11 protein-coding genes and 1 pseudogene are annotated in these 14586 nt (G+C 65.1%); 4 read left to right on the top strand and 8 right to left on the bottom strand.

Annotated elements, in window-relative coordinates:
* Positions 1–303: 303 nt before the first annotated feature.
* The gene (gene acpP / locus H6A21_RS10220) at positions 304–534 is read right to left on the bottom strand and encodes an acyl carrier protein (protein WP_066830438.1); all 231 of its coding nucleotides are present in this window, start codon (positions 532–534) and stop codon (positions 304–306) included.
* Between the two features lie 267 nt (positions 535–801).
* On the opposite strand from acpP, the gene H6A21_RS10215 reads away from it, so the two are divergent.
* Complete coding sequence (locus tag H6A21_RS10215; RefSeq protein WP_204562639.1) at positions 802–1629, top strand: PRD domain-containing protein; 828 nt, start codon at positions 802–804, stop codon at positions 1627–1629.
* A 108-nt stretch (positions 1630–1737) separates the two neighbouring features.
* Positions 1738–2145 (top strand): annotated as a pseudogene (locus H6A21_RS11235) (PTS transporter subunit EIIC); the annotation flags it as partial.
* A gap of 44 nt (positions 2146–2189) precedes the next feature.
* Here H6A21_RS11235 and H6A21_RS11230 read toward each other — a convergent pair.
* Positions 2190–4865, bottom strand: a complete 2676-nt coding sequence (locus H6A21_RS11230; RefSeq protein ID WP_204562638.1) for an ATP-binding cassette domain-containing protein — start codon at positions 4863–4865, stop codon at positions 2190–2192.
* Between the two features lie 151 nt (positions 4866–5016).
* Here H6A21_RS11230 and rlmD point away from each other — a divergent pair, with 151 nt between their 5' ends.
* Complete coding sequence (gene rlmD, locus H6A21_RS10205; RefSeq protein WP_204562637.1) at positions 5017–6267, top strand: 23S rRNA (uracil(1939)-C(5))-methyltransferase RlmD; 1251 nt, start codon at positions 5017–5019, stop codon at positions 6265–6267.
* Positions 6268–6309: 42 nt separating this feature from the next.
* On the opposite strand, the gene H6A21_RS10200 is transcribed toward rlmD, so the two are convergent.
* The 6 genes from H6A21_RS10200 to tilS form a co-directional block, all read right to left on the bottom strand.
* Positions 6310–6888, bottom strand: coding sequence for an FmdE family protein (locus H6A21_RS10200; RefSeq protein ID WP_204562636.1), 579 nt, complete (start codon positions 6886–6888; stop codon positions 6310–6312).
* Positions 6889–7000: 112 nt separating this feature from the next.
* On the bottom strand, positions 7001–7804 hold the full coding sequence (locus H6A21_RS10195) for a phosphatase (protein ID WP_204562635.1): 804 nt from the start codon (positions 7802–7804) through the stop codon (positions 7001–7003).
* A 44-nt stretch (positions 7805–7848) separates the two neighbouring features.
* Positions 7849–9030 (bottom strand): pyridoxal phosphate-dependent aminotransferase, encoded by a 1182-nt coding sequence (locus tag H6A21_RS10190; protein ID WP_204562634.1) that lies wholly within the window; start codon positions 9028–9030, stop codon positions 7849–7851.
* 166 nt (positions 9031–9196) lie between these two features.
* Complete coding sequence (ftsH, locus tag H6A21_RS10185; RefSeq protein WP_204562633.1) at positions 9197–11425, bottom strand: ATP-dependent zinc metalloprotease FtsH; 2229 nt, start codon at positions 11423–11425, stop codon at positions 9197–9199.
* A complete protein-coding gene (gene hpt, locus H6A21_RS10180; protein WP_204562632.1) occupies positions 11426–11974 on the bottom strand; it encodes a hypoxanthine phosphoribosyltransferase in 549 nt (182 codons plus the stop codon).
* A gap of 37 nt (positions 11975–12011) precedes the next feature.
* Positions 12012–13592 (bottom strand): tRNA lysidine(34) synthetase TilS, encoded by a 1581-nt coding sequence (gene tilS / locus H6A21_RS10175; protein WP_204562631.1) that lies wholly within the window; start codon positions 13590–13592, stop codon positions 12012–12014.
* A 101-nt stretch (positions 13593–13693) separates the two neighbouring features.
* Here tilS and H6A21_RS10170 point away from each other — a divergent pair, with 101 nt between their 5' ends.
* On the top strand, positions 13694–14524 hold the full coding sequence (locus tag H6A21_RS10170) for an MBL fold metallo-hydrolase (protein ID WP_342636103.1): 831 nt from the start codon (positions 13694–13696) through the stop codon (positions 14522–14524).
* Positions 14525–14586: the final 62 nt, after the last annotated feature.

The following is a 14586-nucleotide window of genomic DNA, read 5'->3' as shown; positions in this document are numbered from 1 at the left end:
GGCCGGGGCGGCGGGGGCGACCACGCAGCCGGGCTTCTCGAGCTCGATGGTGGTGTCACCGCTCGTGATCTTCATGCGGCCGATGCCGCTCGTGTCGAAACGACCCATCAGGTCGATGATGTCCTGGGTCTTCATAGCCATGTGCGTGGACCTCCTCGTATACAGGGAAACACTGGCCGCATCCCTCTCGCTGGCGCGCTGCCGCACCGAGAACAATGGGGCCGGTGCTTCCCTCGATGCATGGATGCATAAAGAGAAGCCGGGCAGGACCCATGGCCCTGCCCGGCTTGCGGCTCGAATCTGTTACTGAGCCTTGTTCTCCAGGTAGTCGGCCAGATCGCCAACGGTCTTGAACTGGTCAAGCTCGGCGTCGTCGATCTCGCAGTCGAAGGCCTCCTCAAGCGCCATGACGAGCTCCATGGCAGCCAGGGAGTCGGCGCCCAGGTCCTCCTCGAGCTTGGCCTCGCGGGTGACCTTCTCAAGGTCGCAACCGACGGTCTCGGAGATGACCTCGCGCATCTTCTCGAAATCCATGACAACTCCTTTCCGAGCGCGACAGCGGCGGCGCTCGATCGAGGCACGTATCGTTCACGCGCCTCCGTCTGTAAACTCGCTAAAGCATTTTAGTTAAAAAATTTGAGATGTTAACCATGCAACATCCCTCCGCAGGAACTGCACAAACCGACAAAACAGCTGGTACCACCTGTGCGAAACGCAATATACCATCCCCTTCTGCTGACATGCGCGCATCCGAACGGCGGTCGCTACAATGGAGGACATCACGATCAAGGGGGGTTCTTCGTGCGCGCCACCCAGAGCATCAACCACAACGCCGCCATCTGCGAGGACGACGCCGGTCATCAGCTCATCGCGCTCGGTCGCGGCGTGGGATATGGCAAGATGCCGCACGATGTTGATCTCGCGGACATCCAGCGCACGTTCTATGGCATCGATTCGCGCTACCTCGCCTTCATCGACGAGGTGGATCCAGATGTCCTCGAGTTCGCCGCGCAGCTGGCTGACATCGTCTGCCAGCAGATCTCCTACCAGCTATCCCCCAACTTCCCCGTTACGCTCGCGGACCACATCCAGTTCGCCTTGAAGCGCGCCCGCGAGCATATGGTCGTTCCCATGCCACTCGGCGCCGAGGTTGAGCAGGCACATCCCGTCGAATACCGCCTAGGCGAGCTTGCCGTCCGCGGCATGCAGAAGACCTTCGGCGTGCGCCTCGACGCCAAGCGAGAGGCGTCGGGCATTGCCCTGTCCATCGTCAACGCCGCCGTGGCGCCAAGCCAGCGCGGTGCCCGAGCCATCAAGCGCGAGGACATTTTGTTCAAGAAGATTCCGAAGATCATCCATCGCGAGATGGGCGCCGAAGTCGATGAGAACTCCTTCGCCTACACCAGGTTCTCGACCCATATCAGCTACCTGCTGGAGCGAATCGCGAAGGGCGAGCCGCTCGAAACGGAAAACGCCGGGCTGTTCGAGGCCATCGCCGCGCAGTATCCCAAATCGGCCGCGTGCGCCCGAGCCATCGCACGCGAGATCGAGGCGACCTACGACGCTTCGCTCACCGAAGAGGAACTGCTCTACCTCATCATGCATATCAACCGCGTGACGGCATCGTAGGGAGCACCGGGCGAGGGCGCCTTGGCGGAAAACCTCGATAAGGAGATCAAAGAACCGCTCACGCCCAAGCGCATCGGCGGCAATATCCTCAACTACCTGTCGAAATCCATGGTCGCACTCATCCCCGTGATGATGGCGGCCGCGATGTTCCGCACCATCGCGGTCGTCGCCGGGCCCGGCATGCTCAACCTCTGGGCTGCCGACAGCGTCGAATACAACCTGTTCAACAACTGGCTCTACAACGCCGGTTTCTATTTCATGCCCATCTTGCTCGGCTGGTCAGCTGCACGCCAACTGGGATGCAGCCAGGCGCTCGGCATGATGATGGGTGGCGTGCTTATCGCACCGGAAATGATGAACCTCGTGAACGCCGCCGCCGAAACAGGCGCGACCGTAACCAGCATCTACGGCATTCCCGCCGCACTGAACGACTACTCAGCAAGCGTCCTGCCCATGATCTTGTGCATGCCGGTCCTTTGGCAGGTCGAGAAATTCTTCAAGAAGATCGTTCCCGACATGCTCTCGACCGTCTTCGTCCCCGATGAGGACACCCGCAACGGCTACTCGGTGCGCAGGGCGGTGACCGGATCCTTCTTCGCAGCCATACGGCTCGGAGCCACGCCAGCCACGAGCGACAGGACGACGGAGATGAGCACGAGGCCCACGCCGGCGGCAACGGGCACCGCGGCGAGGTTCGCCACGCCCGCGACCTGCTCGATAATCATGTTCACCGGGATATCCAGCAGCACGGTCACCACGATGCCGAGCACACCGGACACGAAGCCGATGATGAAGGTCTCCGCGGTGAAGATACGGCTCACGTCGCGCTTGCTCGCGCCGATGGAGCGCAGGATGCCGATCTCCTTCGTGCGCTCGAGCACCGAGATATAGGTGATGATGCCGATCATGATGGAACTCACCACGAGCGAGATGGCCACGAACGCGATCAGGATGTAGGTGATGGCGTTCACGATGTCCGTCACGCTCGACATCATGGTGCCCACGATGTCGGTGTACTGGATCTCGGTCCCCTCGCCATCGGTGCGGATCTGCTCGTTGTAGTCATCGATCAGGTTGTCGATGTGCTCCTTCGCCTCGAAGTCGATGGGATAGATGCTGATCGACGCGGGGTCGTCCAGGTCGGCCACGCCCAGGATGTCGAGGTTGCCGTCGTAGGTCGCGTTGTCGTTCTGCTCGGACATCTGGCGCGAGAACGCGCTCGCGATAGCCTTGTCGCTCATGCCCTCGTCGCGCATCTGGTCCACGTAGGCCTGCAGCTGCTCGCCTTGGCCCGCAGGCATCTGCGCGATCATCTGGTCGATGTCCTCCATCGACAGGTTCACGTCGACATCGTCGGAAAACGGCGTGCCCGTGAAGATGTCGGTCGAGGGACTGTCCTCTTGCGCCGCCACGACCGGGCTCTCGTCGACCGCCTCCACCATGTGCTCCATGAGCTCGGGGGTGTAGAGGACCGCACCCCAGTTGCTGCCGGACGAGTTGTCCTCCGTGGGGCGGACGATGCCCACCACGCGCACCGTCTCGGCCGCGTCGACCTCGTCTTCCATATAGGCGGCGTCATCAGACATATCGGCCCACGTGCCGTCGTCCTGTTCGGCGTATTTCGAGCTTTCGGGCAGAACCTTGAACGTGAGGTTCAGCAGGTCGTCATAGGTGTAGGACGTCATCTCACGTGACTCGACCTTCTCGCCGGCCAGCACGTCGCTCATCATGCCGCGCAGCTCACCTTGATCGAGCAGGCCGAGCGCGTAGAGTGTGTAGTCGGAGATGCGGTCGTTGCGGTCCACATAGACCACGACCTCGTTCCAATCCTCGGGCATGCGGCCGGCCACGACGTCGTAGTCGCGTTTCCAGGTCTCCTTATTGGACAGCAGCGGCGTCCACACGTCGTAGGCCGAACCCGACCCGCCCGACATGCTGCTCATCATCTCGGTCTGCGTGCTGCCGCTCATCGAGAAGCCGAGCGAGTCCATGACGGTCGCCGGGTTCACCTGCACGACGCCGTCGGATGTATCGGATTTGTAGATGTTGAGCGGCGTGTCGTAGGTGTACTGGATATCGGTCACGTAGTTATCGATATCACCGGGATTGCCGTCGAGCCACGCCTTGATGGCAACCATGTCGTTTTCGGTCGCGCCGTTCGCCGCGCTCGACACCATGTCGTTCACGAGGTCTTTGGACTCGACCTCGCCCGACGTGTTCTCACGCGTCGCGTCCTCCGACATGCCCATCATCGACGTCATCATGCTCGCCATGTCCATCGAGGTCTGCTGGATGGTGAGCGGGTAGCTGCCCATCGTGGATTTCTCGGTGTCGGCGATGTAGTTCTGCGCGCCGTCGGACAAAGACAGGATGAGCGCGATGCCGATGATGCCGATGGAGCCGGCGAACGCCGTCAAAAACGTGCGGCCCTTCTTCGTCATGAGGTTGTTGAACGATAGCGCGATGGCCGACAGGTAGCTCATGCCGCGTTTGCCCTTGCGCGCGTCGGCCACGGCGTGAGCCTGGATCTGCTCTTCGGTCAGGTGCTCGCGCGCCGGGTCGACGGGATGCGAATCGCTCGTGAGCAGGCCGTCCTGGATGCGGACGATGCGGTCGGAGTATTCCTCGGCGAGCTGCGGGTTGTGGGTAACCATGATGACGAGGCGGTCGCGCGAGAGCTCCTTCAAGATCTCCATGACCTCGACGGAGGTTTCGGTGTCGAGGGCGCCGGTGGGCTCGTCGGCAAGAATGATCTCCGGGTCGTTCACGATGGCGCGGGCGATGGCCACGCGCTGCATCTGGCCGCCGGAGAGCTGGTTGGGGCGCTTGTGCATATGGTCGGCCAGACCGACCTGCTTGAGCGCGCGCTCCGCCCGCTCGCGGCGCTCGGCCTTGGGCGCGCCGGACAGCAGCAGCGCCATTTCGACGTTCGCGATCACGCTCTGATGCGGAATGAGATTGTAGGACTGGAACACGAAGCCGACCGAATGGTTACGGTAGGTATCCCAATCGCGGTCGCGGTAGCTCTTCGTCGAGCGGCCGTTGATGATGAGGTCGCCGCGCGTGTACTGGTCGAGGCCGCCGATGATGTTCAGCAGCGTGGTCTTGCCGCAGCCGGACTGGCCGAGGATGCTCACGAACTCCTGGTCGCGAAACGTGACGGAGATCCCCTTGAGCGCGTGGACGACGGTATCGCCCGCCGGGTAGTCTTTGGTGATGCCTTTAAGCTCGAGCACGGAAGCTCCCTTGGTGAGACGGGGTGGGAAGAGATACTTCGCCACCGAACGAATGCATTTATCCTACCCGGATTGCGGATACGTGGTTTGGGAAAATACCAGCCCGTGGGAAAATAGAGCCGTCCCTCTATGAGCAACCGATTGGACCGTCATGGCAAAAACCCGCCCCGCATCCCCAACCAAGCAGCAGTCATCAGACGGGCCCTGCCCCCTCATGCGCTCCTGCGGCGGGTGCACGTGGCTCGGCCTTCCCTATCGCAAGCAGCTTGCGCGCAAGCAGCAGGCGATGGAGGAGCTGTTCGCGCCCTTGATCGCCGAGCAGGGCTGGACGGTTGAGCTCGACCCCATCGAGGGCATGGGCGGGCGCGCCGGAGAGGGCAAGCTCCCCGCTCCGCGGGCATTCCGCTACAAGGCGGTCACGCCGTTCGCACCCGGGCCTCACGGCGAGGTGCGTTCAGGTTTTTTCGCTCGCGGCACGCACCGCATCGTCGAGGTGCCGGAATGCATCGTCGAGGCGCCCGGTGCGCGCGCCATCTTAAACGGCGTCGCGCGGGCAGCCGAGGCCTGCCACATCCCCGCCTACAACGAGGACACGCGGCGCGGGCTTCTGCGCTACGCGGTGCTGCGCTGCGGCTGGAAGACTGACGAGGCGATGCTCACCATCGTGACGAGCCAGCGCGACCTTCCGCATATGGATGCATTCGTCGAGGCGCTTGGCGCTATCGACCCGCGCATCACGACCATAGCGCAGAACATCAACCCGAAGGTCACGAACGCCATCCTGGGGGCCGAAACGCGCGTGCTCGCCGGTGCGGGACAGCTGCGCGACGGGCTGCTCGGGTGTGCGTTCGACATCTCCCCCACGGCGTTTTACCAGACGAACCCGGCCCAGACCGAGGTGCTTTACCGCCTGGCCATCGAGGGCATGCAGCTGCAGGAGGGCGATGTCCTGCTGGACGCCTACTGCGGCAGCGGCACGATCGGCCTGTGCGCCGCGCACGACGCGAAAGAGCGCGGGATCGCCGTGCGCCTGTTGGGCGTGGAGCGCAACGCCGCCGGCATCGCCGACGCCCGCCGCAATGCCGAGCTGAACGGCCTGGAGGACGTGGCCGAGTTCGTCGCCGAGGACGCGACCGCCTACATGCGGCGCGCCGCCGCCGAGGGACGGCAGGTCGATGTGCTCTGCCTCGATCCACCGCGTGCCGGCTCGACGCCTGCGTGCCTGGAAGCCGCCTGCGCGCTCGCGCCGCGTCGCATCGTGTACGTGAGCTGCAATCCCGAGACGCAGATGCGCGATATCGAGCAGCTCGCCGCTGGCGGATACCGCCTGGTTCGCCTGACGCCCGTGGACATGTTCCCCCACACCGAGCACGTGGAGACGGTCGCCGTTCTGGAGCGGTAGGTCCCGGGGTGCGGCCGGAAGCAACCTCTCTTTTCAGGACCGCTACAGTATCACCTCGGGGCCGAGCGTATAGTACACGTGCTCGCCGGCGCAGCGGCGACAGTACACGTGGCCGTCGCGCTCGATGCCGCGGCCATCGTGGATGCGCTCGCCGCACACCTCGCAGACCTGGGTCTTGCGCGGGCGGCCCGGCAGGTCGAACTCCTTGAAGTCGGGCAGGTCGACCTCGTGCACGCAGAACAGCTCGGCATCGGTGAGACCGGCGAAAAACGCGAGCATCTCCTGCTTGTCGTGCGGCGCCTTGGGAACATCGGGACGCTGCGTGATACGGATGGCGCGGTCGGTCGCGATGTCGTAGAACGTCGCAGCCATGATGCCGTAGTCGTACCACTTGAGCCGGCGGCGACCCAGGTGGCAGTTGGCAACGGAGATGACCGCATCCGCCAGACAGCGATCGCACTCGACGAACGCGATGAGGTCGCGATAGGTATCCGCGTCGTCGATATCGAAATACGCCATCGCACGGCGCGCCATGCGCGTGCCGATCACCTGGCCCGCGCACAGATGCCCGTGAAAGGCGATGGCGCGCTCCAGATCCTCTTCGAACGTGCGCTTCAGCATGTAACCGATTCCTCCCTATCGATGCGCATGCGCGCCCCTCGCACCGTATCCGCGGCGCGTGGGGCGCGCATCCGTTATGAACAACGGCTACCAGTATGACAGCATATGAGCCTTATTCGCTACCCAGGGCGGCATCGAGCGCCTGGAGCATCGTGGCGCGGTCGCGGTTCATGATGAGCTCCTCGGGGAAGTCGATCTCTTCGAGCATGCGCTTCGCGCAGTTGAACGAACCGATAGCGGGTGCAACGTGCGCGTCACTCGACACGACGATGCCCACACCCATCTCGGCGCAGCGGCAGGCAATGCGCGAGCAGACGCTGTGGAACCAGCCGCGCTCGTCCATCTCAAGGCTGTGCTCGTTGATCTCGATGAGCTTATGGCGCTCCTTGGCCACCGTCAGCACCTCGTCGATATCGAACGGTACGCCGGAGCGACCGGTGTGGCCGAGCACCAGGACCTTGGGCTCCTCGAGCGCCTTCACGTACATGCCGGTCGTGCGGGCGATAGGCGCGCCCTTCGTGAAGTCGCCGTTATGCACGCTGGCGATCAGGTAGTCGAGGTTCGCCGTGACGATGTCGAACAGGGTGCGCTCCGTGGCGTACGGCTTGCCGACGATGCTCTCGGGGCAGCGGACGTCCTGGCCGAACAGGGCGCCATCGAGCGAGACGATGTCCGCCTCCGCACCGCGCAGCACGTACACCCCGTCCCATTCACGCGGCCAGATGCCCTGGTTCATGAAGTACTGGAAATTCCGCACATGCTGCTCAGGGAAGAGCATGCTGCTGAAATGATCGGTCGAGCCGAGCAGCTCAACGCCGGCGGCGCGGCACGCCGCGACGTTCTCGGCGATGGTGGAATACGCGTGGCGCGAGAACAGCGTGTGGGTGTGGATATCGCAGGCAATCCGATATGACATACGAACCTCCATAGGGACGCGGGCGCGGGGCCGCACGGACGCGATCAGGCGCGATACTCGTCGGCCAGGCGCTTCCAGGCGGGAAGCGAGTTCACGATGACATCGTAATCGATGCAGTAGCCCAGGCGGAACCAGCCGGGGACGCCGAAGCTGTTGGACGGCACCGGCAGCAGCTCATAGGCCTTCGCGCGCTCGCAGAACGCCTCGGCGTCGTCCTCGAGCGCCTTGACCCACAAGTAGAAGGCGCCGTCGGGCTCCACATAGGTGTAGCCGTACTCGGACAGGGCGCGCGTCAGCACGTCGCGGTTGCGCGCATAGGCCGCAACGTCGGACGGCTCGTCGACGCAATCGGCCACCACACGCTGGAACAGCGCCGGGGCGCACACGAAGCCGAGCGTACGGGCGGCGCCGGCCACAGCGGGCATGATGCGGGACGCCAGCGGGCAGGTGTTGGGCACGAGCACCCAGCCCACGCGCTCACCCGGCAGCGAGAGGGACTTGGAGTAGGAGTAGCACACGACGGTGTTCTCGTAGATGCTCGGGACCCAAGGCACCTCGGCTCCGTAGACGATCTCGCGGTACGGCTCGTCGGAGATGAGGAAGATGGGCTGCTCGCGTCCCTCGTTCGCCGCACGCAGCACGCAGGCGAGCGCCTCGAGCGTCTCGCGCGTGTAGACCGCGCCCGTGGGGTTGTTCGGCGAATCGATGATCACGGCGGCGGTACGCGGCGTGATGGCGGCGGCGACGGCCTCGGGGTCGACCTGGAACGTCTGCTGGTCGGCCAGCACCTCCACGCAGGTCGCGCCCGCCTTCTCGATCCAGACGGCGTACTCCGGGAAGTACGGGGCGATGACGATGACCTCTTCGCCCGGGTTCGTGAGGGCGTGGATGCACATGGAGACCGAGGCGGCGGCACCGACGGTCATGAACACGTCGCCGGCGGTATACGCCGTGCCGAAACGGCGGTTGAGCGAATCGGCAACCGCCTGGCGCGCCTCGGGCAGGCCGGGGGCCGGCGTGTAGCCGTGGAGCTCCTCGCTCGGCAGCTCCAGGGAGCGCTCGATGGAGGCGCGCACGGCTGCGGGCGCCGGAACGCTCGGGTTGCCGAGGGAGTAGTCGAAAACTTTATCGGCTCCAATCTGAGCCTTCCGCTCTAGGCCGTAGGAAAAGATCTCGCGGATCTTCGAGCTCTCCGCACCGCGTGCGAACATGGTGTCATTGATCATGAAAGCCTCGCTTTCTGCACGAAGGGGTATGTGCGTGGCGTTTTTCGTCATTGTACGCCGCGCACTATGCTCCCCTCCCCCAGCGACGCACTTTTCCCTAGGGGGAAATGAACGTCAAAAGAAAAAACCTCCCGGCCCTGATGGGAACGGGAGGTTTCGCATACAGCTAATGCGTGTCGTCCGGCCGGTTTTCCGCCCGCTCGGCCGCGAGCGCCTCTTGCGCGTATGCTGCGGCCTCGGCGGCGATCTCCTCATCGGAGGGCTTGCGCGCGGGCGCGGCGGGCGCGGGCGCGGGCGTCGTCGCGGACTCGGCGGCAGCCTCGGGCGCCGTGGGCGCAGAGGCTTGCGCGGCAGGCGCGGCGGGCTTCTCGCCCTGGGACGCCAGGTACTCGTCCCACGTGTTGTCGAGCAGCGCCGTCACGGCATCGCCCTCGACGGTCTCGCGCTCGAGCAGCACGGACTTCATGAGTTCCAGCTGCTCACGGCGCTCGAACAGGATGCGGTAGGCGCGCTCGTGGGCCTCGCGCATGATGCGCTGGACCTCGATATCGATGCGGCGGGCCGTCTCCTCGGAGTAATCCTGATGATCGGCATAATCGCGGCCCAGGAACACCTGGTGCTGAGCTTCACCGAACACCTGCGTGCCGAGCTCCTCGCTCATGCCCAAGCGCGTGACCATCTCGCGAGCCATCTTCGTGGCGCGCTCGAGGTCGTTCGACGCGCCGCTCGTGATGTCGTCGCACATGATCTCCTCGGCCACGCGACCGCCCAAAAACACCGCGAGCTCGTCGAGCATCTCGTTTTTCGTCTTGAGGTAGTGATCCTCGGTGGGCAGCTGCATGGTGTAGCCGAGCGCCTGGCCGCGGGGGATGATCGTGATCTTGTGCACGGGGTCGGAGTGCTCGAGCACGTGCCCCACAAGCGCGTGTCCGCTCTCGTGGTAGGCGATCGTCGTGCGCTCCGTCTCGCTCATGACGCGGGCCTTGCGCTCCGGACCGGCGATGACGCGCTCCATCGACTCCTCCACCTCGTCCATCGAGATGGTCGAGCGGTGGCGGCGCGCCGCCAGAAGCGCGGACTCGTTCAGGAGGTTCGCCAGGTCGGCGCCCGTGAAACCGACGGTGAGCTTCGCGAGCTTGTCGAAGCTGACATCGGCATCCAGCGGCTTGTTCGCGGCGTGCACGCGCAGAATCTGCTCGCGGCCGGCCACATCCGGACGGTCCACGGTGATCTGGCGGTCGAAGCGGCCGGGGCGCAAAAGCGCCGGATCGAGGATGTCGGGGCGGTTCGTGGCGGCGATGAGGATGACGCTTTCGGACTCCTCGAAGCCGTCCATCTCCACAAGCAGCTGGTTAAGCGTCTGCTCGCGCTCATCGTGCCCGCCGCCGAGGCCGGCGCCGCGCTGGCGGCCGACCGCGTCGATCTCGTCGATGAAGATGATGGAGGGAGCCTGGCTCTTGGCCTCCTTGAACAGGTCGCGCACGCGGGATGCACCCACGCCCACGAACATCTCCACGAAATCGGAGCCGGAGATGGAGAAGAACGGCACGCCCGCCTCGCCGGCGACAGCCTTCGCGAGCAGCGTCTTGCCGGTGCCCGGAGGGCCCACGAGCAGCACGCCGCGGGGAATCTTCGCGCCGAGCTTGCGGAAGCGCTCGGGGTCGGACAGAAAGTCGCGAACCTCCTTGAGCTCCTCGACCGCCTCGTCGATGCCGGCGACGTCGTCGAATTTCACCTTGGGGCGCGTGGCCTCGTTTGTCTTGGCGTTCGTCTTGCCGAACTGCATCGCCTTGTTGTTCGAGCCGGTCATCTGGCGCATGAAGTAGATCATGAGCGCGATGAGGGCCACGGTGGGCAGCACGCTCACGAGCAGGTTGGCGAGCAGATTCGGATCGGACGTATCGACGGTGTAGTTCGTGTCGGGATGCGCCGCCATGAGCTCGGCCAGCGAATCGGAGCCGACGTAGGTCGACACGAACGGCACGAGGTCGGAGGCATCGCCTTTGTCCTCACTGGTCTGCCAATAGGTGCCCTCCACCGAGCCGTTGGCCACGGTATAGGTGGCGCTCGAGACGCGGCCGTCCTTGACCGCGGTCACGAACTCGCTCGTGGAAAGCTCCTGGGCATTCGCCGAGCTGCCGAACAGCCCGCCACCCATATTCATGAACAGATAGGCGATCAGCACGCAGGCGATCAGGAAATACAGCCAACCCGTGCGCGATGGCGGACGATGGCCACCGGGGCCAGAACCGCCCGAGCGCCCCCGGTCATCGAGCTTGCCGAACGGGTTCTCCTTGTCAGAACCCGGGCGCTCGGGTGTGCGGCCGCCTCCGTTGTCGCCCTCGGCGCGAACCACCGAGAGCGCATCCTGGTCGAACTTGTTCCAATATGTCATCTACGAATAGACCTCCGGTTTGAGTACACCCACATAGGGGAGGTTGCGATAGCGCTCGGCGTAGTCGAGACCGTAGCCCACCACGAAGTCATCGGGGCAGTGCGTGCCCACGTACTTCGGGTTGATGGCCGCCTGCTTGCCGCGGACGTCCTTCCACAGGAAGGTCGCGACCTCGAGCGAGGCGGGACGGCGGCTGCTCAGGTTCTTCATGAGGTAGTGCAGCGTCAGGCCGGAGTCGAGGATGTCCTCGACGATCAGCACGTCACGACCCTTGATATCGATATCGAGGTCCTTGACGATGCGGACGATGCCCGACGACTTGGCAGCGGCGCCGTAGCTGGACACGGCCATGAAGTCGATGGCGAGCGGCACTTTGATCTGGCGCATAAGGTCGCCCATGAACACGACCGCGCCGCGGAGCACCGCGATGAGCACGAGGTCGCGACCCTCGTAATCGCGGGTGATCTCGGCACCCATGCGCTCGACGATGGAGGCGATCTCCGCCTGATCGAACAGGACGTGATCGACGTCAGGATGCAACGTATCCATGGCTGACCTTTCTGCTTGAGCGTGCCTTGCGGCAACCCTACCCCTCGTCGTGCGCGCCGATACGGTCGTACGCACGAATGACCAATTTTACCAGCAGCTTGCTTGCGGCCGTGCACTTGAAGCGCTCGTCGAGGCGAATACCGCCAACCCACACGACGGTACCGCCGGGCAACGTACGCACCACCGGCACGTTCGCACGCTCGGCCACCGGCACGCGCGCCGATCCCAAGATGTCGGAGAGCTTCCGGGACCTGCCGTGCATGCCTAACGGGCACATGATATCACCTGGCGCAGGCGTATCGACCCACAGGTGCGCCGTGTAGACCTCGGCGGGAACCGCATCGCCCGCTTCAAGCAGGCGCATCAGGTCGCGCTCGGCAAACCCCAGGCTGCCGGCATCGACATAGGCGACAAGGTCGCGGTCCTCGGCATCCTCGGGCGCGCGTGAGGTCCGGGCGAACTCAACCGGGTCGCTGCCGTCCGGCACGCGCACGATCGAGGACTCGAGCACCATCTGGTTCGCCAGCGGCATGCTCCCGGGCACCGACAGCCAGCCGGAAGCCAGGCGCTCGCGGGCGATAGGGCTGCGCAGCGACAGCGTACCGAACTCCATGCGCGCGTCGATGCCGCCGGGAAGCGACAGCGACCCCTCGCCGCGCGCCACGCAGGCGAGCACCGCCTCCACATGACGCATCTCGAGCCGTTCGGCTGGCGCAACCTTGCGATACGCCAAGCGGACCATGCGCCGGGCGATGGCGATCTCGGCCGAGGCCAGGCGGCGCGCGTCGAGCACCACCAGCCCCTCGTCCTCGCGGCGGATGCAGGTGCGCAGGGCGTTGCCCGCGAGCTGAGACATGAAGGCGTCTTCCTCGCCCAAGATGTCGCAGGTCGCGCCGATGGCCCGCTCGAGCTGGGCGTTGCGCTCGCGTGCCAGCGGCACCACGCGATGGCGCACGAAGTTGCGCAGGTAGGAGGTATCGGCGTTGCTCTCGTCCTCCCGCCAGGGGATGCCCGCGACCTGAAGGTAGCGGCAGAGCTCCTCATGGGTCATGTCGATCAGGGGCCGCACGATGATGTTGCGGCGGCGCGGAATGCTCGACAGACCCGCGGGGCCGGACCCCTTGATGGCGTTCATGAAGAACGTCTCGGTGCGATCGGAGGCGGTATGGGCGGTCACGATGCGAGCAGAGGCGCGGGGCGCACCGGTTGCGGCGCACAGCTCGCGCACGTAGCGACGGGCAGCCGCGTAGCGGACCTCGCGTGCGGCGGCCTCGAGGTTTTGGCCCGAAAGCTCGGTAAACGAGGCGTGCTCCACGCAGAGGGGCACGCCGTAGCGCGCGCACAGGTCGCGCACGAACCGCTCGTCGCCGTCGGAAGCGTCGCCGCGCAGATGATGGTTGACGTGCAGCACGTGCAGCCGCTCGCGCGCGATGCGCACCGGACCGCGGCCGTCGCGCAGGTCGAGTTTTGATGTGCACGCCATCACGAGCAGTGCCGTCGAGTCCGCGCCGCCTGATACCATGAGCACCACCGGCGAGGTGGCCTCCGACGCGACATCGGGTGCGGACGCATGCGCCTTACGCTGAAGACGCGCGAAGTGTTGAGCGACGGTGGGCATGTAACCTCCTAGAAACGGCACTATTGTATCTGTTGGCCGCGCCGCCCTGCCGGATGGGCGCACAGCGCGCGGGGCCTATCGAGTCGAATGGAGCGGACGGCGTGGGCAATCGGGGCGAATCGAAGCTGCATCTTCACATCCTGGGCAGCGGGTCCAAGGGCAACTGCGCGCTCGTTGAGGGTCCCTGCGGCCTCGTGATGATCGATGACGGTTTCTCGCGGCGCGAGGTGTGCAAGCGCATGCACGAGCTCGGACTCGATGAGCAAGATGTCCGGGCGCTGCTGCTCACCCACGAGCACTCCGACCACGTCAGCGGCATCAGCGTGTGGTGCCGCGCCTTCGACGTGGAGCTCTTCGCGAGCATCGGGACACCGGAGACGCGCGCATACCTCGCCGAGCTGCCGTTTTGCGAATTCATCCCCGGCAAGGCCTTCACGGTGGCGGGCATCGAGGTGCGCACGTTCGCCACTTCGCATGACGTGGTAAACCCCACGGGTTTTCGCTTCAGCTACGCGGGCGACGCCATCGGGTACGCCACGGACACCGGCTGCCTGAGTGACGACGCGTTGGACGCCCTGGCCGATGTGCGCATCCTCGCGCTGGAGAGCAACCACGACGTGGCCATGCTGCGTACCGGCTCGTACCCGCGCTACCTGCAGGACCGCATCATGTCCGAGCGCGGCCACCTCTCAAACGAGCAGGCGGCGGATGCGGCGCTCAAACTCGTGACCGACCGCACCGAGCAGCTCGTGGCCATGCACATCTCACAGGAGAACAACCGGCCGAGCCTGGCCGTACGCTCGTTCGCGCAGGCGCTGGGCGCTGAGCTCGACGACGAACTCGGGTCGACCGCCACACTCACGCGCGCAGGCAGCACTCCGAACCTCCGCATCCGCGCCGCCGGCCAAAACCGCCCGCTTTCCATCCGGTAGGTGTCCTCATCGGGGACGGGGTAGTTTGGTGCCACAGGGGGCGCGGCCGCGCCCCCTGTGGC

The organism is Collinsella tanakaei, assembly GCF_016902615.1.
Lineage (GTDB): Bacteria > Actinomycetota > Coriobacteriia > Coriobacteriales > Coriobacteriaceae > Collinsella > Collinsella tanakaei_A.
Note: the sequence above shows the minus strand (reverse complement) of the source record. Positions and strands in the feature narration are given on the sequence as shown.